At 54.1% G+C, this 24073-nt stretch carries 19 protein-coding genes; 8 read left to right on the forward strand and 11 right to left on the reverse strand.

What is annotated here, in order from left to right:
- Positions 1-21 precede the first annotated feature (21 nt).
- The 8 genes from HPS55_RS07960 to HPS55_RS07995 all read left to right on the forward strand — a co-directional run bounded on the left by HPS55_RS07960 (position 22) and on the right by HPS55_RS07995 (position 10994).
- Positions 22-1590: a protein phosphatase 2C domain-containing protein gene (locus HPS55_RS07960; RefSeq protein WP_172177552.1), complete on the forward strand. Its 1569-nt coding sequence runs from the start codon at positions 22-24 to the stop codon at positions 1588-1590.
- The gene (locus HPS55_RS07965) at positions 1571-2437 is read left to right on the forward strand and encodes an MORN repeat-containing protein (RefSeq protein ID WP_172177554.1); all 867 of its coding nucleotides are present in this window, start codon (positions 1571-1573) and stop codon (positions 2435-2437) included. The genes HPS55_RS07960 and HPS55_RS07965 overlap by 20 nt, the downstream gene beginning before the upstream one ends.
- A gap of 21 nt (positions 2438-2458) precedes the next feature.
- Positions 2459-3457, forward strand: a complete 999-nt coding sequence (locus HPS55_RS07970) for a hypothetical protein (protein ID WP_172177556.1) — start codon at positions 2459-2461, stop codon at positions 3455-3457.
- Between the two features lie 206 nt (positions 3458-3663).
- Entirely contained in the window at positions 3664-5145 is a 1482-nt protein-coding gene (locus HPS55_RS07975; protein WP_172177558.1) for an Hsp70 family protein, read from the forward strand.
- Between the two features lie 2 nt (positions 5146-5147).
- Positions 5148-5840 carry a hypothetical protein gene (locus HPS55_RS07980; RefSeq protein ID WP_172177560.1) on the forward strand — a complete coding sequence of 231 codons (693 nt, stop codon included), beginning with the start codon at positions 5148-5150 and terminating at the stop codon, positions 5838-5840.
- A gap of 40 nt (positions 5841-5880) precedes the next feature.
- The gene (locus HPS55_RS14220) at positions 5881-8160 is read left to right on the forward strand and encodes a TonB family protein (protein WP_253945856.1); all 2280 of its coding nucleotides are present in this window, start codon (positions 5881-5883) and stop codon (positions 8158-8160) included.
- 390 nt (positions 8161-8550) lie between these two features.
- Positions 8551-9798, forward strand: coding sequence for a glutamate-5-semialdehyde dehydrogenase (locus HPS55_RS07990; protein WP_172177649.1), 1248 nt, complete (start codon positions 8551-8553; stop codon positions 9796-9798).
- A gap of 146 nt (positions 9799-9944) precedes the next feature.
- On the forward strand, positions 9945-10994 hold the full coding sequence (locus tag HPS55_RS07995; protein WP_172177562.1) for a Rossmann-fold NAD(P)-binding domain-containing protein: 1050 nt from the start codon (positions 9945-9947) through the stop codon (positions 10992-10994).
- A 109-nt stretch (positions 10995-11103) separates the two neighbouring features.
- On the opposite strand, the gene HPS55_RS08000 is transcribed toward HPS55_RS07995, so the two are convergent.
- The 11 genes from HPS55_RS08000 to argC all read right to left on the reverse strand — a co-directional run bounded on the left by HPS55_RS08000 (position 11104) and on the right by argC (position 24059).
- On the reverse strand, positions 11104-11817 hold the full coding sequence (locus HPS55_RS08000) for a NigD1/NigD2 family lipoprotein (RefSeq protein ID WP_172177564.1): 714 nt from the start codon (positions 11815-11817) through the stop codon (positions 11104-11106).
- Positions 11814-12965 carry a 1-acyl-sn-glycerol-3-phosphate acyltransferase gene (locus tag HPS55_RS08005; RefSeq protein WP_172177566.1) on the reverse strand — a complete coding sequence of 384 codons (1152 nt, stop codon included), beginning with the start codon at positions 12963-12965 and terminating at the stop codon, positions 11814-11816. The genes HPS55_RS08000 and HPS55_RS08005 overlap by 4 nt, the downstream gene beginning before the upstream one ends.
- Before the next feature lie 19 nt (positions 12966-12984).
- On the reverse strand, positions 12985-14001 hold the full coding sequence (locus tag HPS55_RS08010; RefSeq protein ID WP_172177568.1) for a D-alanine--D-alanine ligase: 1017 nt from the start codon (positions 13999-14001) through the stop codon (positions 12985-12987).
- Positions 14002-14133: 132 nt separating this feature from the next.
- Entirely contained in the window at positions 14134-15249 is a 1116-nt protein-coding gene (locus HPS55_RS08015; protein WP_172177651.1) for an RluA family pseudouridine synthase, read from the reverse strand.
- A 111-nt stretch (positions 15250-15360) separates the two neighbouring features.
- Positions 15361-16029, reverse strand: a complete 669-nt coding sequence (locus HPS55_RS08020; RefSeq protein WP_172177570.1) for a PASTA domain-containing protein — start codon at positions 16027-16029, stop codon at positions 15361-15363.
- A gap of 997 nt (positions 16030-17026) precedes the next feature.
- Positions 17027-18097: a glutamate 5-kinase gene (gene proB, locus HPS55_RS08025; RefSeq protein ID WP_172177572.1), complete on the reverse strand. Its 1071-nt coding sequence runs from the start codon at positions 18095-18097 to the stop codon at positions 17027-17029.
- 13 nt (positions 18098-18110) lie between these two features.
- Complete coding sequence (locus HPS55_RS08035; protein ID WP_256408519.1) at positions 18111-19943, reverse strand: AMP-binding protein; 1833 nt, start codon at positions 19941-19943, stop codon at positions 18111-18113.
- 223 nt (positions 19944-20166) lie between these two features.
- Positions 20167-20721 (reverse strand): helix-turn-helix domain-containing protein, encoded by a 555-nt coding sequence (locus HPS55_RS08040; protein ID WP_172177574.1) that lies wholly within the window; start codon positions 20719-20721, stop codon positions 20167-20169.
- Positions 20722-20815: 94 nt separating this feature from the next.
- The gene (locus HPS55_RS08045) at positions 20816-21607 is read right to left on the reverse strand and encodes a pyrroline-5-carboxylate reductase family protein (RefSeq protein ID WP_172177575.1); all 792 of its coding nucleotides are present in this window, start codon (positions 21605-21607) and stop codon (positions 20816-20818) included.
- Positions 21608-21855: 248 nt separating this feature from the next.
- A complete protein-coding gene (locus tag HPS55_RS08050; protein WP_172177576.1) occupies positions 21856-22989 on the reverse strand; it encodes an aspartate aminotransferase family protein in 1134 nt (377 codons plus the stop codon).
- Between the two features lie 2 nt (positions 22990-22991).
- Positions 22992-24059, reverse strand: coding sequence for an N-acetyl-gamma-glutamyl-phosphate reductase (argC, locus tag HPS55_RS08055; protein WP_172177577.1), 1068 nt, complete (start codon positions 24057-24059; stop codon positions 22992-22994).
- Between the last annotated feature and the right edge of the window lie 14 nt (positions 24060-24073).

Below are 24073 nucleotides of genomic sequence, written 5' to 3' on the forward strand. Positions count from 1 at the left end.
ATAACCATAAACCAATCCGTTATGAACGACAACCTGACAGTATTCAACGTTACCCGACTTGGTGCCAGTCACACCAAGTCGGGCAAACCGTGCCAGGACTATTCGCTGTCGTGGCAGAGTGACGACAACAGCGTGCAGGTGGCCATAGTGTGCGACGGCCACGGCGGCGACACCTACGTGCGTAGTGATGTGGGGTCGCGGCTGGCAGCCGAAATCACGCTGAAACATCTGAAAGCCATGAGCGACGACACGACAACCTACGCCGGCATATTCTTCGGCCGTAAGGGAGCCGTGACGGCACGACCCACAGGGCCGCGCAAGCTGCACGACCCGAAAAGCCCGAGCGAGAGCGAGATGCAACTGCTCAAACAAGACGCCCTGTTCAAGAAGCAGATAGCACAGCACGCCGAGCAGGACAAGGTGGTGATGCCGATGTTCAAAAGCATCTACGACGAGTGGGCGGCAGCCATCGAGGCCGACGCCAAAGAAAACCCGTTTACCGACTACGAGGCGGGCATGCTCGGCAAGAACCGCATAGCCAAGGCCTACGGTACCACGCTGATGGCCTTCATGCGCACACCTTATTATTGGTTTGCCTTCCACATCGGCGACGGCAAGATGCTGGCCTGCGACCGCACTCTGACATGGGTAGAGCCGGTGCCATGGGACTGCAACTGCTTCCTCAACGTTACCACGTCGCTCTGCAACAGCAACCCGCTGCCCTCGTTCCGCTATGCCTTCGACGGCACGGGAGCATTTCCAATGGCCGTAATCATGGGCAGCGACGGACTGGACGACTCGTGGGTGACCATGCCCAAGCTGCAGCACTTCTACGCCCAGACACTGGAGATATTCGCCAATCAGGGCCGCGACAAGACCGTGGACGAACTGGGCGACTACCTCACCAAGCTGAGCGCCACGGGCAGCCGCGACGACATGTCGATGGCGGGCATACTCAACATGGATTTGCTCGACAATGCCTTCACAATGTATGCCACAAGGCAGGAGGGCCTGAAACTGAAGGCAGAGTTTACCAACCGCCAGAGCGAGATGGAAAAGCTGAACCACGACCTCGACGAGATGAAGAAGAATCTGGCCGAGGCCGAGAGCAAGCTCGCCACCCTCGAAAAGCAGAAACAGGACGTTGAGACCATGCGCCGCGAACTGCAAGCACGTATGGTTCAGGTGGAAACCAAAGCCGCCGAATATGCCGAGATAGACAAAGAGGCACGCGCCCGCAACGCCGAACTGATAGCTCAATGGAACACCATGAAGGAAAAGGCCAAACGGGCCGAAGACGATTGGCGCGCACAGTGGATGGCTGAAAAAGGGGCCATGCTGTCAGGAACAGCCCAACCGGAAGAAACAGTACAGCCTGAAGAAACAATTCAACCGGAAGAAGCAAAGGCCGAAGATCCGGCTGTAGAAGAAGTGAAGGCTGAAGGGCAGAACACTGAAGAGCAGAACACTGAAGAGCCGAGTTCTGAAGAACCGGCAACCGAAAAGCCGGAGAAAAAAGACCGTACTGCTTGGTGGTCGGCATTGAATCCATGGGCTACTAACGGCAAAGATGAAGACGGAAAAGAGTGAGTTTCATGTCTGTCTGCATCAGATAGTAGACGAGTTTGGTATAGAAGTGATTGCCGAACAAAAGGCCGAGGCCCTGATGGCCGACATGATGGGACATCGGTTTACGATGGGCTCGGTGATGCGCAGTGCCCGCCAGTGCCACGTGACGCAGCGGCTGCTGGCACTGATGGATGACGATGTCGCCGACCGCACGCCGCAGATAGACAACCTCAAGCTGCTGTTGCAGGACAACTTCTTCCTGCGCCCGTCGGTGGCCGCCTACGTGGTGGACAGCTACTGCTACGCCCTGGGCTACACCGACGACATGGCGCCACTCGACGACTACGACCACGATGAGGCCACGGCAGCTGCCACGGGCGAACTTTCGTTTGAAACGGCCGACGACGGCGAGTTCTGCGGATACAAGAACGACGAGTCGCAGCGGTCGGGATTCGGCATACTGAGAAGTTCCAACGGCAACACCTACGCCGGCGAATGGAAGCACGGCATAAAGATGGGTTTCGGACTGGGATTCAACCAAAACCGCGAGCGCTATGCCGGCGAATGGAGTTTCAACCGCCATTCGGGCATCGGCGTGGAGGTGCAGAACGACGGCAAGCGCTATGCCGGCATGTGGAAGAACGGCCGGCGCAACGGCACGGGCATGATTCATCTGCCCAACGGCAACACCGTCTGCGGCACGTTCCGCAATGACAGTCTGACCGACGCCCATGGCACGATGTTCGTGCAGGACGGAAGCATGGTGGTGGGACGCATGACGTCCGACGGGCCTGACGGCCAATGCGAGCATTATTATCCTGACGGCTCACACTGCACGGAGACGTGGCACCACGGCATATTACAATAACCATTTTAATCATATAACACTATGGTATTCAAGAAATTATTCGGACCAAAGGAAGAACCGCAACGGCCCGAGAATGCCCCAAAGGAGCAGACTGTAGAACAGGAACAGACTGCTCGGGAAAGACAGCCCTCCCGGGAAGAACAGACCGTTCAAAGAGAAGAAACCACTCAGTGGAAACATACCGCACAAAGGGAACAAACCCAATATCCCCCGCAAGCGGAGCCGGAACAAGCCTACAACGCATACACCACAGCAAAGCAAGCACAAACAGAACCCGCACAAACAGAGCAGGCTCCGGCCGAAGAAGCGCCTGAAGCTACGCCGCAACCGTGGAACGGCGAACCCGTGGCCGTGACCATCGACAACTCGGAGGTGCTGCACGAGACTGAGCGCATAATCGACGCCCTGCGTAAGAGCATCGCCAACCAAAGGAACATACACGGCATACTGACTCAGCAGATGCAGGACATGCAGGAGCACAACCGTCAGCTGATGGAACAGAACAAGCAGCTGACCGACGTGATACGGAATCAGCATCAGACGATAGCCAAGTTCCAGAACGACGTGTTCTACCGCGCACAAAAGGACGTTATAATGGAAATAATACGCATTGCCGACGAGGTACAGACAATCACCGACGGATGCGCTACAGACAACCCAATGCACAGCGAGCTTGCCGGACTGGCCGACTTCATCGACAAGGGCTTGACGTTCTCGGCCGTGCGCAGTTTCAGGCATGCCGATGGCTGCTCCGACGGGTTCGACCCCAAATGCCAGGAGTTTGACTCCACACCTGTGCACACCGACAACCCTGCCAAGCACGGCCTCATCGTATCGGTGCGCCCGGGATATGTGTGGACAATGCCGTGGCTCGTGGCCAACACCGACGTGCAGCTTCAGAACTTCATGCGCGACAATCACGAGCCCAAGCGTTTCGAATTTGTCATCCGACCCGAGCTCGTGGCAAGGATGGAATATGTGGAAAGTGAAGAGTCTTTTTCTGTTCAGAGCGAAGAGTGATGAGTCTTGAGGTATGATATGCTTTATGCCGTTCCAGCCGAACTGTTCACTCTGAACTATACAGAAGGTAATCATACCTCTGCACTCATCACTCTGAACTCATAACTAAATGAAGCATTTGTTTTTAACTCCTGAGCGACCGCAGGGAGCGATGACTCCCGTTAACTCCTTTAACTTCTAAAAAAACTCCCAAAAGAAAAAAAGAAATGTCACAAGAAATATACGGTATCGACCTTGGCACTACCAACTCGTGCATTGCCACTATCAATCCTGCTGACGGACAGCCGGAGGTTATCATCAATCAAGCAACCCAACAGACCACACCATCGGTGGTATACTACGATGATTTAGACACGCCCATAGTAGGCAACGACGCCAAGAATATGATGAAGATGAACCCGTTGCGCTCTGTGGCGTTCATCAAGCGCGAGATGTCGAACAAGAACTACAAGCGCAGCATAGGCACTGAAGAAATATCTCCGGTGAAGATTTCGGCACTCATACTGAAAAAACTGGTGGACGACGCCAACATAGCCCGTGAATACGAGGGTAAGGCGCCTATACACAAGGCTGTGATAACCGTGCCGGCATATTTCGGCAACGATGAGCACGTTCTTACACGCCAGGCTGGCGAGGTAGCCGGACTTGAGGTGATTGGACTGCTCAACGAGCCCACCGCTGCGGCACTGAGCTACGGCAAGGACACCTTTGAGGGCAAGACCATCATGGTGTACGACCTTGGCGGAGGCACATTCGACGTGAGCATCATTCGCATGCACAACGGCAATCTCGAGACCCTTGCCACCGATGGCGACCACCATCTCGGCGGAGTGGACTGGGACGAGATGATAGTGAACTACACACTGGCCGTGTCGGGCTACGACGTGACCTATGCCGACATAAAGGACAAGAAAGAAGGCGGCGCCATGATACTTGCCGCCGAGCAATGCAAGCAGCAGCTGTCGGTGCAGACCAAAGCCCCTATGCGTTTCCGCTACGGCGGCAGCAAGCTGCAGACGGTGGAGATAAGTCAGGCCACATTCAAGGAGCTGACAGAAGAACTGCTCGACCGCACCATCGACTGCACCCACCACGCCATCGGACTGATGAAGGAGCAGATAACCATTGACGAGATAATCCTTGTGGGCGGCTCATCGCGCATGCCGATGGTAAAGGAACGGCTGATGAGAGAGTTTCCCAACATCAAGATACGCCTCGACCGCTTCGAGCCTGATCTGGCCGTGGCCAAAGGTGCAGCCCTATATGCCGCCAACACCAGCGTCATCGACGACAAGTCGGCACGCTCCTACGGTATACTTACCACCACGGGTATCACCAACGTACTGTTGCGCACCGACCCGATGGTGTTTGAAGGAATTTCCCATTTCATCACCTCAAGCGAGGGACAGAGCAGTGTGTGGATAAAAGTGTACGAGAACTCCAGCGCCGAACCTACCATACACCAGTCGAAAGGCGACCTTATACTCAAGCGCGAACTTTCGTGGGGCAAGCCTGTGCCCAAGGGCACCGAGGTGACGGCTTTTGTGCGCCGCGGCAAAGACGGCATAGTGCATATAGAGGTGAAGTGCGAAAGTTCATCGGTGACACTTGAGATACAGCCCGAGAGACAGTTGTCGGCCACAGAAGTAAAGAAACTGAAAGACGAATTCAAGGATATAGAACTCTGACAATGTCACCGATACGATGGCCGGGCAGCCTAACATGCTTGATGTGCGGCAAGCCGATCCGTGGGTCCTACCTGTCCGACTGGAATGGCAATGCCGTGTGTGCCGACCACACGGCCGACACCATACCGCGCTGCGTGAGCTGCCACAGGTTTTGCGACCCGCGGCAGTCCACGCCGTTATCGCACGGTGCATACCTGTGCCCCATCTGCTGCAGCGACGTGGTAAACAGACAGACGGCTGCCGCCATCGTATCGTACATTCGTCGCGCATACATTAAGGCCGGACTTGGCGAGATAAAGAACTGGCGACTGAAGGTGACCGACCTTGACACCATGTACAACCGCCACGGCAACATCAACGTGCGCGGTTATGCCAGCAACTTCTGCGGCAACTACGAGGTGTACGTGCTGCGCCACCTTTCGCGCGTGGCCTTTGCCAACGTGCTGGCCCACGAGCTGCTGCATATATGGCAGTTCAACCATCACCTGGACCCCATCCCGCCACTGTGCGAGGGCTTCTGCAACATGGGCAGCTATTACGTGCTCCAGCACATAGGCAACGACGAGGCACACGCCTTCATGGCCATGCACGAAAACAACACCGACCCCGTATATGGCAATGGATTCAGGATAGTAAAGGCCGCCTACGACCATGGAGGATGGGATGAGGCACGAACACTGCTCACAAACAAATAACATAACAACGGCAGACACGCCGCCTTCAAAAAAAACAATAATGGCAGACCCATTACTTAAAATCAAAGCGAACGACTGGATAAAGAGCGTTATCACCATTCGCGACAACATAAAGCGATTTGAGAAAAAGGAGGCCGAAGCCTTCATCTGTGCCGTACGCGCCGTACTCGAGATTGACACGGTCGGCAAGCAGATGGCCGAGGCCGACCTGAATGAGCTCGGCAACTATATTCATGAGGCCATGCAGGATGATTTCTGCACAGCCGTGCAGAAGTTTGTGACCTCGTCCCGCAAGTTCAACACAAGCGTAGGTACACTCAAAGAACTGCGCCTGCTCATAGGCAAAGACATCAGCCATCTCATTTTTGCTAAGACACCAGAACCGTCAACCCCCATACACTATAAAACAGCCACGGTAGACACGCCACCTTCAGAACAAACGACAAAAGCAGACACATTATTTAAACTTAAAGCTGACGGATGGATAAAGAACGTTATCATCGTTCGCGACAACATAAAAAATTTTGAAAAACATGAAGCCGAAGCCTTCGTCAATGCCGTGCGTGCCGTGTTTGAGATAGACACGGCTGGCAAACTGATAGTCGATACCGACCTGAGCAAGCTTGAAAATTATATAAATAATGCCAAACCTGGCCCATTCTACACTGCCGTACAGCAATTTATCGTATATACCCGCAAGTTTAACAAGAGCGTAGATACGCTCAAAGAACTGCGCCTTTACATTTCCAAAAACATCACCGAGTTCGCCTTTGCCAAGACCCCCGAACCTCCCAAACCCATACAGCGGAAAGTGACCATGCCCAACGGTGCTGTATGGGAAGGCACGTTCCTCGGCGACGAACCGGTACAGTCGGGCAAGATATTCTACAAGAGCGGCTTCAGATATGAAGGACAATGGAACAAGTATGGCCCCCACGGATACGGAAAAGACTACGATGATAAGGGTGTTGTACTTGGCGAAGGTCATTATTACAACGGCAGGCAAGCTGGTAGAGGCGTGTATTATGACGGTAACGGCAAAAAATTCTACGAAGGTGAATGGGACGAAGGTGACAACGGAATGCCCAAGGACGGATGCCGCGGATACATAATCAACGACGATGGCAGCAAGACAGAGGCGGAGTGGCAAAACGGCGATATAAAGGAAGGAAAAACAATACCGTCACCTAACAAACCCGCTTCTAAACCTACTCCCAAACCTGCATCACAGACGCAAAAACCGAAAACATCGTCTTATTCTTCATCCTCGTCTTCTACATCGACTTATCGGCCTCAACCGGCCAAGCCGAAGAAGAAAGACGGTTGCAAGACATCGTGTCTGATATGGATTTTCATTCTTCTGTTTGGAAGCGGGCCGATATATTTCGGCAGCCAATGGCTGTTGGAAAAGTTCGCCGAGCAACCCGTAGCCTACGAAGAGCTGTTGCAAGGCCCGTGGAACGGCACAGTGGGCGAAACACCTGCCACACTGCTCTTTACCGAGATGCGGGGTGACTCTGTCTTTGCACGCCTCACTGCAAAATACCGCAAGAAGGTGACACACAGGCTCGAAGGCTTTGTAAACCGTAAGGAAAACTACATATATTTCACTGATATGGATACGGACAAATATATGAACGGTGACTTCAGGATATCCATGACCGACAGTCATGATTCGCTCACCGGCCATTTCATTGCCACAACCAGCAGAAGAACAGTACCGGTAAGTTTCGGCAAGTCGGACAGCATATATGTGGAGGAAAAGACAAAAAGCACCACCACAACAAGCAAGCAGACGAAGAAGAAACGAAACACCGGGACTGCTGCCACTGAAAAGCAGCCAAGCGAAGAGGCATACGAAAGGGTAATGTCCAAAGCACAAGCCATGGCCGATGCTGATGCTGCAAAGGGGAAGCCCGACAAAGCCGTACAATCGGAATCGGCCGTACGGAACGAAACGCCGGCCCACACGGCCCCGGTCGAAGATAATGAGAAGGCCGACAACACTCCCGTAGTGTCGGCTGATATGATGCCGTCGTTCCCCGGCGGAGACGCTGCGCTTATGAGGTGGTTGGGCCAGAACATCAGATACCCGGCAGATGCAATGGAGAACGGAATACAGGGGCGTGTTTTCGTCAGGTTTACCGTTGACAAGAACGGTACCATCCACGACCCGAAAGTGATCAGAGGTGTAGACCCGTCACTCGACAGGGAAGCGCTCCGCGTAATCAAGGCCATGCCTCGTTGGATTCCCGGCAAGAATAACGGCAGAGCTGTTGCCGTATACCTGACTCTGCCCGTAACATTCAAGCTGCGCTGAAATACGCCAGCAAGTGTAAATATGGTGTCTCAGAACCCGACAATACGATTACTGGAGTTCTGTGACACCATATTTTTATTGATGACGATACACGTCACAGATATTCTACACATTTTCCGTGTCAGTGGATTTTTGTGATAACAGTCTTGTCTGCAACCAACTCTTGAATATGATTGCTCCACGGCTCCTTTTTCGTATTATTTACACAAAATACTTGCACAACAGGAAATAAAGCGCTATTTTTGCGGATATATACGAACGTATCATGCAGTGCGGTCCGTGTCCTTACATCATATCCGACATAATCGTCAGAATCCGGCATGTGCCGGTATTGTCACGGCAGACGGCATTGTCCTGCAGTAGCAACAATCAGAAACTGAACATAAACATATACCAATGACAGAGACATTCAAGAAAGCCAAGTCGGCCGGCCGGAAACTCGCACTGCTGACCGATGAAAAGCGTAACGGGATATTGCGTGATGTGGCCGATGCGATAATAGCCGGTAAGAGCTACATATTGCAGGCCAACGTTGCAGACCTGAAAAAGATGGAACCGTCGGATCCGCTTTACGACCGGCTGATGCTTACGGAAAGCCGGTTGGAGTCTATAGCCGCAGACATGCGCAATGTGAGCCGGCTGCCGTCGCCGTTGGGCCGCACCTTGACAGAGCGTACGCTTGACAACGGTTTGAGACTGAGGCGCGTGAGTGTGCCGTTCGGTGTGATCGGCATGATATATGAGGCACGGCCAAACGTAACATTCGACGTTTTCGCGCTTTGTTTCAAAAGCGGCAATGCATGTGTGTTGAAAGGCGGACGCGATGCCGACTGTTCCAACCGTGCCGCGGTCGATGTGATACATAAGGTGCTTGCCGGTCATGGAATAGACACGGCGGCGGTCACGCTTCTTCCTGCCACTCACGAAGCCACGGCATCCATGCTGTCGGCCGTAGGATATATCGACCTTTGCATACCGCGCGGCGGACGCAAGCTGATAGACTTTGTACGCGACACGGCCCGCGTGCCGGTAATAGAGACGGGCGCCGGTGTTGTGAACACCTACTTCGACGCGGCGGGAGATACGGAAAAAGGACAACGCATCATCTGCAATGCCAAGACAAGGCGCGTCAGCGTGTGCAATGCTCTCGACTGTCTGCTTGTACACCGTGCTCGCCTGACCGATCTTCCGGCCTTGTGCGCTCCGCTGGCCGAAAAGCAGGTGACCGTCTTCGCCGATGTTTCTGCAATGAATATGCTGCGCGGCTCTTATCCCGACAGACTGCTTGCCGACGCCACGGCCGACAGCTACGGCACGGAATACATGGACTACAAGATGGCCGTCAGAACGGTATCGTCGGCCGCCGAGGCAATAGACCATATCAACCGCTACGGCTCGGGACACAGCGAGTGTATCATAACGGAAGATGCAGATACGGCGCGACAGTTCCAGACAAGGGTAGACGCAGCCTGTGTATATGTCAACGCCCCCACGAGTTTCACCGACGGGGCACAGTTCGGGCTTGGGGCCGAAATAGGAATAAGTACTCAGAAACTGGGGCCGAGAGGACCGATGGGTCTTGAGGAGATTACCACGTACAAGTGGCTCATCGAGGGTGACGGACAGATAAGGGAATAAGAAGCCCCACCCGACCTCCCCAAGTGGAGGAGAAGTGAAGAAACGGGGATGGGTTCGAAGTGATGAAGCACAGTCACCACAAGTAGGGATTGGGATGGCGGCAGTGCAGAAGAAATACGATTATACAATTTAAAGGACAAGACAATATGAGAACATTCATCAACGTAGAAGACATCGGTGACCTCAACCTTGCGCTCGCCGAAGCACAGGAGATAAAAAACGACAGATTCAAATATCAGCATCTCGGCAAGAACAAGACACTGCTGATGATATTTTTCAACAACTCTCTGCGCACACGCCTGAGCACACAGAAAGCCGCGATGAACCTCGGCATGAACGTCATCGTGCTCGATGTGAACGCCGGTGCATGGAAACTGGAAACCGAACGCGGCGTGATAATGGACGGAGACAAGAGCGAGCATCTTCTCGAGGCTATACCTGTGATGGCCTCCTACTGCGACATTATCGGAGTACGCTCGTTTGCAGGACTTACCGACCGTGAGTACGATTATGCCGAGACGGTGCTCAATCAATTCATCCGTTACAGCGGCAAGCCGGTTTTCGCTATGGAGACGGCCACGGTACATCCGCTCCAGGCTTTCGCCGACCTTATTACCATAAATGAGGAATGGAGAATGAAGAATGAAGAATGTGGAATGATGGATGAAGAATCCACCGCGGCAGCAAATTCTTCATCCATCATTCCACATTCTTCATTTAAAAAACGTCCCAAGGTGGTACTGACATGGGCGCCCCACTGCCGCGCATTGCCGCAGGCTGTACCTAACTCGTTCGCACAATGGATGAACGCGGCCGACGTCGATTTCGTAATAACGCATCCCGAGGGCTATGAGCTCGACCCGAAGTTTGCGGGCGGGGCCCGGGTGGAGTACAATCAGATGAAAGCATTGGAGAATGCTGATTTCGTATATGCCAAAAACTGGAGTTGTCCGGGTGTGACATGCCCCGACGACTATGGCAAGATACTGTCTAAGGACATGAGCTGGACGATAGATTCTGCCCACATGGCCGTAACCGACAAAGGCAAGTTCATGCACTGTCTGCCCGTACGCCGTGGTCTCATCGTTACCGACGATGTTATCGAAGGTCCCGATTCGCTCGTAATCCCTGAGGCTGCCAACCGTGAGATTTCATGTTCGGTGGTGCTTAAAAGGATGCTTGAAAGCAACTTATAATTGAGAATTGAGAGTTGAGAATGGAGAATTATGATTAGCTTTATATCAAGAAACTGTTGAAAGTCTTGAAGGTAATCATAATTCTCCATTCTCAACTCTCAATTCTCAATTATAAAATTTCCAGTTTTTTCGTCACCGGTCCGTCGTATGTATTTATTGTTATATATACAGAGTCACCATCGATTTCTCCACACGGCACACTGACATAATACCGCGATGAATAATACTCGGGCACACCGCCCTGGTCGTGATACATCTGCAACATTACGGTACGTGTTCCGTCATCGTTTGTAACAATCCGTCGTTGCACCATACCGATAGTATGCAGTATGTTATCATCTCCGGTACTGCCGTTTTTCAGATAAAAGCCGATGTTGACATAGCGTCCGCCGGCACTCAGCCACATGCTTTCAAACTTCACCGGGTCGGTGCGTACCCCATCCTTGAAACTGTCTTCGGCCTTGGGACTGAGCACCGGCACCATCGACAGTGCGACGGGTTCGGCCACTGCCGCAGCGTCGTTTGTATTGTCCGTGATTTCCGTATCAGCGGATACATTGTAATACAGCACCGCGCGATACAGCGTGTCGGGCCGGTTGAGCCATCCGGCTGTAAGGCGGCTGCTCAGGTTGATTTTCCTGCCGTCGTCCGTGAGCACATAGTCCACGGCACAGTCATTGCCGGTGTGGGCCTCGACAAAGTCGGCGCGGGTGAGCGACAATGGTCCGGTACCGCTGTCATAGGCATCGTTCTTGCAGGCTGTCATCGTAGTGATAGCCGCCACAGCCATGACAGCCGCTTTGAGCAGCGTGCTTCTTTTCATTTCAGAGCCTCCAGATGGTTTATCGCCGGATTGGCATACATCGTCAGCATACGCTCGCGCAGGAAGTCCTCGTCCTTGTTGTCGAGTTCTATTTTTGCCATCTGTCCCGTCAGATACTGCTCGAACGCAGCCTTTTCCTCCACCGTATAGTGAGCCTTGAAACGGTCGTTGCCGGCCAGCATGTCGGCCGCCGCATAATTACAAGGATATAGCCGGTAGTTGGAATGTATCTCGCGGTCGATGTGCTTTGCCACAGTCTCGAACAGTTCGCCCTTCGGTATGTCCGGATCGAGCGAGAGCAGCCATCTGTCAATACATGGCGCGCAGTGATAATGTATGTGTCCTTTGTACCCCATGATACCGGTCTTCATGCTCAGCACATCATCGGCTTTGGTCTTTTTCCATCCCTCGACGTCACGTTTGAGCTGGAACTCGCGAGCTTTCAGCCAGTCGCACGGGTCATACTCATACGATATGGCCAACGGCACGATGTGCAATTGCAACAGGCGTTCTGTCACCGAACCCTCGCCGCCCATGGCCATCATCTTGATGATAGACTGCTGCGTGCGGTCGTCACTGTCCTTGGCCCGTCCTTCACGCTGCGCTATCCATATGTTGTCGTGCTTGGTGCTGATGACAAAGTGCATGTATTCCGACAGCCTCCGGCTGTTGGCAAGCATCTCACGTATACCGGCACTACGTTGCACGATGAATGCCTTTGTCACCTTGACGAGGTCCTTTATCCATGGCGCGGCCAGCAGGTTGTCACCGATGGCAATCTCGGTGGTGGTTCCGCATCCAGTATCGAAAAGCATGACATCGAGCAATGCCGAATCGAGCACAATGTCCCTGTGGTTGCTGACAAAGGTATAGCGTCCGTTCAGATCAACAGCGCCGGCATTCATGTCGCAACCCTTTGCGGCTTTGGCCACAAGATTCTTCAGGAACGGATAGCAAAGCGCATGCTGGAACTCTATGTTGGTCTTGCAGGCTCTTATCTTCTGTGCGACAGCCTCGAAAGGCACGCTGCTGAAAATATGTCCGATGACAGTACGGAACTGCGGGTCGGCAATGAGCCGTTCGTATGCCTCGGGCAATTCTTCCGGCTCGAAAGGCCGTATCGGGTCAAATTGTGATGGGATGTTCATATGTCTTTCTTTATTTCAGTCATTGAAACTGATTCTCTACAATATCCGTCAGCACGTCCTTCATTTCCAGTCCTGCGGCGCGCACCTGTTGCGGAATGAAGCTCGTGGGCGTCATTCCCGGCGTGGTGTTCACCTCGAGCATGTATATCTTGTCTGTATCCCGGCCGTCTCTGCCCTTGCCCTTGGCTATGATGTAGTCTATACGTATGATGCCGTTGCATCCCAATATGTCGTAGATGTGGCTCGTTATCTCACGCACACGCCGTGTGGTGTCGTCGCTTAGGCGCGCGGGCGTAATCTCTTTCACTTGTCCGTTGTATTTGGCGTCGTAATCGAAGAATTCGTTGCTTGTGACCACTTCTGTAGCCGGCAGCACTACCGTCTTCTCCTTCGTCTTGTACACACCGATTGAAATCTCCGTTCCCTCGATATACTGCTCCACCATCACCTCGGGACTTTCCATTATAGCCTTGCGGATGGCGGGGGCGAGCTGGTCCTTGTTTTTCACTTTCGACACGCCGAAACTACTGCCGTCGGCAGCAGGCTTTACGAAACAAGGCATGCCTATACGCCGCTCCACTTCGTCGTCGCTCACCATTTCCTCGTAGCCTTTGCGTATCAGCAGCGAGTCGGCCACGAGCACGCCATATCCTCTAAGATACTGGTTGAGTACGAACTTGTCGAACGTGATGGCCTCGACGAGTACGCCGCTTGTGGAATAGGGCAGGCCGATAAGGTCGAAATATCCCTGCAGCAGCCCGTTTTCGCCAGGTGTGCCGTGAATGGTGATGTAGGCATAATCGAACTGTACGGCAACTCCGTTCTCGACAAACGAGAAGTCGTTGCGGTCGATGGGTGCGGTGGTGCCGTCGGTCAGTTCGACGTGCCAGTCCTGTCCTTTTATATCGACGATGCGTATGTTGTAGCGTTCCTTGTCGAAGAACGAGTAAAGACCGCGTGCCGAGCGCAGCGAAACGTCGTGCTCGGACGAGTCTCCGCCGCATACGATGGCTATATTTTTTTTCTGATTTTCCATATTATTGTTTTTTGATGTCTTTTTATATGTATAGATGTCTTCTCACACGAACTTGTTTTCCCGTCTTTCCGGGTTCTCCCGAGGCATCCGGTGCCATTGAAGTCGGTGACGGTCCGGATGTTGGTGCCGGCTTTAGCCGCGTGCCTGCGGCAGGTCTTCCTTAGGCATGCGTGCCGACACGTACCTACGCCACTTTTCTATCAGTGCCCACAGGTCGGCGGGCAGGTCGGACGTGAAGTCCATCTGCTCTTTTGTCGTGGGGTGGACAAAGCCCAGCGTGCGTGCGTGCAGGGCCTGCCGCGGGCAGTATGCGAAGCAGTTCAGCACAAACTGACGGTAGCTGCCGGTGCGTTCTCCGCGCAGTATCTCCGTTCCGCCGTAGCGCTGGTCGGAGAACAGCGGATGTCCGATGTGGCGCATGTGGGCACGTATCTGATGGGTACGTCCGGTCTCGAGAATGCACTCGACGAGGGTTACATATCCGAAACGCTCGATTACGCGGTAGTGTGTCACGGCGCTTTTTCCTATATCCGAGTCCGGGGGAAACACCGTCATTCGCATGCGGTCCTTGGGATCGCGTGCTATATTGCCCTCGATGGTGCCGCTGTCTTCGGTAAAGTTGCCCCACACCAGAGCCACGTAGCTGCGGTGGGTGGTCTTGTTGAAAAACTGTACTCCAAGCCCCATCTTCGCCTCGGGGGTCTTTGCCACCACGAGCAGCCCGCTGGTGTCCTTGTCAATGCGGTGCACCAGTCCCACCTGCGGGTCGTTGGGGTCGTATGTGGGCAGGGTACGCAGATGCCATGCCACAGCGTTGACCAGTGTTCCGCTGAAGTTGCCGCATCCCGGATGCACCACCAGTCCTGCCGGTTTGTTGACCACCATCAGGTCGTCGTCTTCGTAGACGATGTTGAGCGGAATGTCTTCCGGCTCTATGCGTGTGTTGTAGTGCGGCCTGTCGAGCATCAGTGTGACCACGTCGCCCGGGCGTACCTTGCAGTTGCTCTTCACGGGAGAGTCGTTCACAAACACGAATCCGGCGTCGGCGGCTTTCTGTATGCGGTTGCGGCTTGAGTGCTGCAACTTTTCGCACATATATTTGTCTATGCGCACAGGGTCCTGTCCACGGTCCACCTCAAACCGGTAGTGCTCAAACAGCTGCCGGTCCTGAAGTTGCTGGCTGTCGTCGCTTTCGACAATTCCGAACTCGTCTGTCAGTTCTTCTTCCATTATATTATCCAAATCCATTCTGTTAGATTTCACAATCCTTGTCGTTCATATTCATTGCGTGTCTTCTCCGCCACGGCAGAGTAGTGACAAGTATCACCCTGCCAGTCTGGCCTGAGGGGAACGCCCTTTTTATTCTGTCTTCATGCCTGTGGGAGGCTCGGTCACTTCCTCAAATTCGTCGAATTCGCTTTCGCCCGTGTCGTATTCCGGATCGGTATATCTGATGTCTTCCGGGTCGTCCTCCATCATCCCGCTGCCCACCACGAGCGTCAGCGGGTCTTCGATGGATACGCGGTCGCCGGTGCCGATACGCCGTCCGCGACATACGATGCCGTATACCCAGTCCTTTTCTCCGGGCACTTGTTGTGGTTCGAGCAGACGGAATCCTATTGCCGTCAGTTTGGCTTCGGCCTCGCGTACGCTGCTGTTGTCGACAATGTCTGGGATGGCAAACGATGGCGACGACGGTGAATTGATTGTGACATATACCGTATGTCCCGACTTCACTTTCACGCCTGCGCCCGGAGTCTGTACGAGTATACATTCGGCCGGCAGCGCCTTGTTGTATCCCGAGTCGCTCACTACGATGTTCAGTCCGTTTTGGCTGAGCAGTGCACTTGCCTTGTCGTAGCTCATATTTTGCAGGTTGGGAACGGGTATTCCCTCGCCATGGCGGGTGTACGACTTGAGGCCGTAATTGACGCCCACGCACAGCAACAGCACCACGACAGCCATTGCGAGCAGGTTCCCCCACAGGTATGCACCGGCAAATTTGCCGAAAAATTCTTTTAGCTTCATTTTTAGTCGTTTATCAATCAGCCTCTGCTTTAACACCACAAAGATAGTGCAAAGTAGCCGAAACACCAAATGAATGGTCGTCTTTCTTTTAAAACTAAGTCAGTCAACAGAATTAAACTGCATTATCCTCCGGACATAGGATGTGTGCGTGTCACAATCAATTCGCCGTCCCTTGGATGGATGCGCCCCGACGGGGCAACGAGCACATAGCCCGGGGCAGAGCGAAGCGGCACCCCGGGAATCAAACATCGCCAATCCCCGCGCCCTGAAAGGGCAAAAGCATAAAAACATATGGGACGTAAAGATATAAGTGTTTGATAATTAACGCTTTTGCCCTTTCAGGGCGAATGTATGAATCGTATTATTCCCGGGGTGCCGCTTCGCTCTGCCCCGGGCTATGAGCTTGCTGCCCCATTCGGGGCGCACACGTAGAAACGTCTTTGTCAAGCCAAACAAGAAGCCCGCTCTGTGTGTACGTACCATCATGTCTGAAGAAAGAAGGTAGCGGGCTGAACGGTCGATGAAACATGATAATACGGACACACATAACGAACAATCTGATGATAATTAATTTGGAGTACCTACTCATTAAAAAAACTTTACTTTAACATGTGTTAAGCGACATCCGTCTCGCGATTTTCGCACTATGGCCCGAAAATCGCGATTTTTGCTTCAAATGGGGAGCGCTGATTATCAGTATGTTACGGCAATGGGGCTTTGTAAAGAAAGCAGAGAGGGCCGTTTCACCTTGCAATAACGGCCTTATTGCATTGCGACGGCGGCCTCGTTGCACTCCAATAAGGCCGTTATGGCGATGCCGGGAGGCCCTTACGGCAAGTTGACCCCTCGGAAAACACATAAAAAGAAGGCCCGAAGAGTATCCAGGCCTTTCTGGTTTGAGAAAAAGTAAATGCGTTTTTTTCAGAATAAATCTGACATGCGGGCGTCGTGGCCGTCATGATGTGCGGGTTGCTCCACAGTAGGGCACCAATGCCGGTCATTCCATATAGAGATAGTCGTAGTGCACTATCGGACGCACGTCGTGTCTGCCTGCGAGGCGGGCAGCCTCGTCCTTGGAGTAGTTGCTGCGGCCTATGCCGACGGGCCGGCCGTCGTGGTCGGTGATGGAGACGATGTCGCCTTCTTCGAATTCGCCTTCAACGGCCGTCACACCCACCATCAGCAGACTTACGGCACGGCCGGAGCGCAGGGCCTCGGCGGCGCGGGCGTTTATGCGAACGGTGCCTTTGGCGAAGCTCGCGCTGTGGGCTATCCACTTCTTCACATTGGACACTTCGCCCGTGCGCGGCACAAACTCGGTGTGCAGGGTGGTGCCGGGTGACGTCACGAGGTCGGCCAATATGTTGTCGCGCCGGCCGTTGGCAATGACAACACGTATGCCCTCGTCGGCCACACGGCGCGCTATGTTGCATTTGGCGGTCATTCCGCCGCGGCCGAATCCGCTCTTCTCCTGTTGTATATAGTCGCTGAGGTCGCGGCCCGGCTCCACGCGCGGTATCACGCTTGACGAGGGATTGTCGGGTGCGCCGTCGAATATGCCGTCGATGTTGCTCAGTATGATAAGCACGTCGGCGTCCATCATCGAAGCTATCAGGCCCGACAGTTCGTCATTGTCGGTGAACATCAGTTCGGTCACGCTGACGGTGTCGTTCTCGTTGACTATGGGGATGACTCCGTTGTCGAGCATGACGGTCATGCAGGCACGTTGGTTGAGATATTCGCGGCGTGTGGCAAAACTCTCTTTCATGGTGAGCACCTGGCCTACGTGGATGCCATATTCGCGGAAGAGGTTGTAGTAGAGGTTTATCAGTTTGGCCTGGCCGAGGGCGGAGAACAGCTGGCGCTGGGATACACTGTCGAGGCGCCGTCCGCCGGTCTTCATTTCACCTCGTCCGCTGGCTACGGCTCCGCTCGACACGAGTATCACCTCGTGACCTTTGCCGCGCAGCCATGCTATCTGGTCCACGATGGCCGACATGCGCGTGACGTCGAGTTTGCCGTTTTCTCTGGTCAGTACGTTGCTGCCCACTTTTATCACTATTCTCATCGGTCTGTCGTTGTTATTCCTTGTTCTTGTCTTTCTCTCTTATCTCCACCCTGCGTATCTTGCCGCTGATGGTCTTTGGCAGTTCGTCGACAAACTCGATGATCCGGGGATATTTGTAAGGGGCGGTCTCGCGCTTGACATGTGCCTGGAGTTCCTTTACGAGCTCGTCGCCGGCCTGGTGCTTCCATTCGGCGTGCAGCACTACGGTGGCCTTGACCACCATGCCGCGTATGTCGTCGGGCACGCCGGTGATGGCGCATTCCACCACGGCGGGATGGGTCATCAGCGCGCTCTCCACCTCGAACGGGCCGATGCGGTAGCCGCTGCTCTTGATTACGTCGTCTATGCGGCCCACAAACCAGTAGTAGCCGTCTTCGTCGCGCCATGCCACGTCGCCGGTGTGATACATTCCGTCGTGCCACACGCGGCGTGTCTGCTCCTCGTCGCGGTAGTACTCCTTGAACAGTCCGACAGGCTTTTTCAGTTCAGAATGCAGAGTATAGAGTGAAGAGGTATGATTACTCTCAGGATTTGGGCATTGTGCATCGTCATGACCTCCGTTCGTTACGGATCCCGACTTGTCTACAATATTCAAATCTTGAGAGTAATCATACCTCTGTACTCTGCACTCTTCACTCTGAACTGAAAAAGTATTCTGAACTTTTATCACTATTTCGCCTTTCTCGCCGTCTTCGCACGGTGTGCCGTCGGGTTTGACCAGACCGATGTTGTACTGAGGATTGGGCAGCCCCATAGATCCGGGCTTGGGCTTGTTCCACGGCATGGTGCCGAGCGTCATTGTGGTTTCGGTCTGCCCGAAGCCCTCCATCAGGCTGATGCCCGTCAGTCTGCGGAACTTATCGTATACGGCGGGATTGAGTGCTTCGCCGGCGGTGGTGCAGTAGCGCAGTGACGACAGGTCGTAGCGCGAGAAGTCTTCGTGTATCATGAAGCGGTAGACCGTGGGCGGGGCGCAGAACGATGTGATGCGGTATTTCTCTATCTGCCGCAGCAGTTTGTCGGCTGTAAACTTCTCGTGGTCGAACACGAACACCGTCGCTCCGGCAAACCACTGTCCGTAGAGCTTTCCCCAAACAGCCTTGCCCCATCCTGTGTCGGCCACGGTGAGGTGGATGCTGTCGGGTGTGAGGTTGTGCCAGAACACTCCGGTTGTCAGATGGCCCAAAGCATACAGGTAGTCGTGGGCCACCATCTTCGGTTCGCCGCTCGTGCCGCTGGTGAAGTACATCAGCATGGTGTCGTCGTTGTCGTTGACGTTTGCGGGGCGTGCGAATGCGGGTGCTTCCGGCCATTCGCGCTGCCAGTCGTGGAAGCCGTCGGCCTGTTGCGGGCCCACGCTCACGAGTATCTCTACGGTGGGGCTGTCGGCCATGGCGTCGCTCACCTGCTTCATCGCATATTCCTCGCCCACGCATACTATGGCCTTGATGCCGGCCCGAGTGTTGCGGTACACAATGTCGTGGCGGGTGAGCATATGGGTGGCGGGTATGGCTATGGCACCAATCTTGTGCAGGGCCAGCATGGAGAGCCAGAACTCGTAGCGGCGCTTGAGTATCAGCATCACCTTGTCGCCGCGGCCTATGCCCAGTTGGGTGAACCATGCGGCGGTTCGGTCGGTGAGTGTCTTCAGTTCGGCAAACGAGAAACGTCGGCACGCGCCTTCGTCGTTTGTCCATAGCAGTGCCGTCTTGTCGGGCTGTTCGTCGGCCCATACGTCCATGACGTCGTATGCGAAATTAAAGTGTTCGGGTATCTTGAAGTGCAGATTGCGTATGAAGTCGTCCTGCGACTCGAAGTGTGTCTGTGTGAGGAAGCGGGAGAGAATGGAAGCCCCCTGTTGCTCCCCAAGGGGGGACGCTGCGTGTGTGTAGTCGGTTGGTGTCATATTGTTAAAAGAAAGCCCGGCCTCCGAAGATGGATGCGGAGTGTTTCGTTATCAGAATACTTGTTTATGATATATAAATTAATGTGTACATGCCGGTCGGCTTTTTTCCGGTGGTTGTTTCTTCCGGTTTTCCCAATGTCCCCCTTTGGGGGACCATAGGGGGCTATTCCACTACAACGAGAAATTTCACCGGCCGGCCGTCGAGCGCGCGCATGCAGTGGGGCTGCGAGGCATCGAAGAAGATGCTGTCGCCCGGGCCCAGTTCCATAACCTTGTTGCCTATGGTTATTTCCATGCGGCCCTCGACGATGTAGTCAAACTCTTGTCCGTCGTGCGAGTTCTTGCTGAATCGGGCATCGTCGGGCAGCGGGTCGACCTGTGTCATGAACGGGTCGAACTTGCGGCCGCGGAATCCGCTTGCCAGACTCTGGTACTTGTAGCTCTTGCGGCGTTCCACGGCCATGCCCTGTCCGTTGCGCGTGAGGAAGTAGCTGCTCATGCGCGGCTCCTCGCCGAACATTAGTACGTCGAGGGCTATGCCGTAGCGCTTGGCTATCTTCGAAAGGCGGTATACCGACGGGTCGGCCTCGCCCGATTCTATCTTCATGTAGTGCTCGGGTGTGATGTCGCAGAGTTCGGCCACTTCTTCGGCCGGTATGTCGAGCACTTCGCGCAGGCCGCGCAGGCGCTCGCCTATTTGTCTTATCTGTTCGTCCATAGATGTCTTTTTGTTGTTTTATCCTGCAAAAGTACGAATAAATGACTTAAAAGCAGATGCAAATGATGATAAAAAGAGTAACTCCGTCGCACTTTCATTGTTTCACCCCTGCTTTCAGTCCGCGGATTACGGCACTGGTGAATCCGGCGTGTTCCATCTCGTTGAGACCGCGGATGGTGAGGCCGCCGGGAGTGGTCACCTTGTCTATCTCGGCTTCGGGATGGTTGCCGTTGGCCAGCAGCAGGTCGACGGCGCCTTTTACTGTCTGTAGCACTATGTTTTTGGCATCGGTGGCACGGAATCCCAGTTCCACTCCGCCCTCGGTGGCCGCCCGTATGTAGCGCATGGCATAGGCAATGCCGCAGGAGGCGAGGGTGGTGGCGGCTCCGAGCAGACGTTCTTCCGTTATCATGGCGTTGCCGGTATCGTCGAAGATGTTTTTCATTGTGGCTGTCTGTGCGTCGCTTGCTCCTACGGGCACGATGAATGTCATCGAACTGCGTTCGGCAATTGCTATGTTGGGCATGACGAGGAATGTCGGCGGCACGCTGCCGTCGTCTTTGCGCATCCATTCCGTTATTGTCGTCGAAGGCAGACCGGCCACCACCACTGCGAGTGTCTGTCGGCTGTAGTCCATAACGGGCTTTATCTCGCGCAGTACTGTCTCGGCTATCCATGGCTTCACGGCCACGCACACGATGTCGGCATTGGCTGCCGCCACGCGGTTGTCGGTGGTGAGACTCACGCCGGTGTCTGCAAAACAGTCGAGTGCACCCTGCGAGCGGTTGGATATGGTGATGTCCGAGGGTTTGAATATGCTGCCTTTGAGGAATCCTCTTGCCATTGCGCCGCCCATTGCGCCGGCGCCGATAATTGATATTGTCATGGTTCTTGTTCTTTTAGGATTATTGCGGCTGCGCCGCTTGATGGGGAGTTAAAGGAGTTAAAAGGAGTTATCGCTCCCTGCGGTCGCTCCGGAGTTAAAGACAATACTAACAATATCATTCTTTTCGAGTTTTCTCTTTTTGTTGATGTCACTCTATAAGTCCGTTATGAATGTGCTTTATATTGGTATTGTCTTTAACTCCGGAGCGACCGCAGGGAGCGATAACTCCTTTAACTCCTATGAAGAAATCAAAGTACATTGGTCAGCTTTTCTATAAACTCATCCGCCATATCTTCGGTGAAACACAGTGGCGGCAGCAGGCGCAACAGGTTGGTGCCTGTGCATCCGGTGAACACGTGCTGTTCGTAGACGAGGCGTTCGCGTATGGGCTTTTGCGGTATGTCGAGTTCGATTCCTATCATCAGTCCGCGGCCGCGCACGTCGGTGATGTGGGGCTGCGACTGCTGCAAGTCCTTGAGGCGTGTCATGAGATACTCACCCGTATGGCGGGCGTTCTCCACAAGGTCGCTGCTCTCCATGACGTCAAGCACGGCCAGTGCCGCGGCGCAGGCGAGATGGTTGCCGCCGAAGGTGGTGCCGAGTTGTCCGTATTTTGGAGTGAACTCGGGGGATATCAGTACGGCGCCCACCGGGAAACCGTTGGCAATGCCCTTTGCCACGGTGATGATGTCGGGGCGTATGCCGAGCCACTGGTGGGCGAAGAACTTGCCTGAACGGCCGTAGCCGCATTGTATCTCGTCGCAGATGAGCACTGTGCCGTTGCGGCGGCAGGCCGCTTGCAGCCCTTGGGCAAATTCCTCGGTGGCAAGTTTGATGCCGCCAACGCCCTGTATGCACTCGATTATGCAGGCGCAGACATCGCCCTTCTGCAATTCAGCCTCCCATGCGGCAAGATCGTTGAGCGGCAGATATGTCACGTGGCCGTTGGCATTGACGGGTGCGATGATGTTGGGGTTGGCTGTGGCCTCTACAGCCAGCGACGTGCGGCCATGGAAAGCCTTCTCTGCTGACAGGATGCGGGTGCGGCCGTTGGAGAACGACGCCAGCTTCAGGGCGTTCTCGTTGGCCTCGGCACCGCTGTTGATTAGAAACAGCTGGTAGTCATCGTAACCGCTTATGCGGCCCAGGCGCCCGGCCAGTTCTGCCTGCAACTTGTTTATCACGGAGTTGGAGTAGAAGCCGAGTCGGCCCATCTGTTCGCCGACCTTATTTATATAATGTGGGTGACAGTGGCCTATGCTTATCACGGCATGGCCGCCGTAAAGGTCGAGATACTCCTGTCCGCGGTCGTCCCACACGCGGCAGCCCTCACCTTTGACGATGTTTACGTCGAATAATGGATATACGTCGAATAGTTTCATGATTAAAACGCGCTTGCTTTTAAGTTCAAACCTGTCTTTTCGTCAATGCCGGACATGATGTTCATGTTCTGTACGGCCTGGCCCACGGCGCCTTTCAGCAGATTGTCGATGCATGATGTGACGAGCAGTTTGTTGCCGTATTTCTCGCAGTGCACCAGTGCCTTGTTCGTGTTTACCACCTGTTTCATGTCTATCTGCCTGTCGCTGTAGTGTGTGAATGCGGCATCGCGGTAGAACTCTTTGTATGCTGCCACGATATCTTCTGTCGGCGCTTCGGTCTTTACCACACAGGTGGCGAAGATGCCACGGGCGAAGTCGCCGCGATAAGGGATGAAGTCGATGGCGACGTCGAGAGTGCCCTGCACTTGTGTAAGGCTCTGGCGTATCTCAGGCACATGCTGGTGGGTAAATGCCTTGTATATGCTCATGTTGCCTGTGCGCCACGAGAAATGGGTGGTGGCCGAAGGTTTCTGTCCTGCACCGGTCGAACCCGTTATGGCGTTCACCGCCACATCTTCGGTCAGGATTCCCATCTTCGCTGCCGGCAGCAGGCCAAGTTGTATGCATGTGGCGAAGCATCCGGGATTGGCCACGTGTTGTGCTGTGGCAATGTGGTTGCGGTTGATTTCCGGCAGACCGTATATGTAGTCGTTGCCCGGAGCTGACAGACGGAAGTCCTGGGCGAGGTCGATAATCTTTACACTTTCCGGTATGCTGTGCTCTTTCAGAAAAGCCGCGCTCTTGCCGTGGCCGAAGCAGAAGAAGACAATGTCGACCTTGTCGAAAGGCATATCGTCGGTGAATACGAGGTCGGTATCGCCTATGAGGCCTTCATGCACGTCGGCAACGGGGTTGCCTGCATTACTCTCGCTGTTGGCAAAGACAATCTCAGCCTCGGGGTGGTTGACGAGCAACCGTATCAGTTCGCCGCCGGTGTATCCAGCGGCACCGAGTATTCCGACGTGTAGGCCCCTCTTAGTCCCCCCGAGGGGGGAATTGGTGTCTCCTTTGATTATTCCAGAGGAAGGATTTAGACTTCCGTTATATGATGGATTAATGTTGTTACACATATTCTTTTTTCTTT

The organism is Xylanibacter rodentium (assembly GCF_013166575.1).
In the GTDB taxonomy this organism is placed as follows: domain Bacteria; phylum Bacteroidota; class Bacteroidia; order Bacteroidales; family Bacteroidaceae; genus Prevotella; species Prevotella rodentium.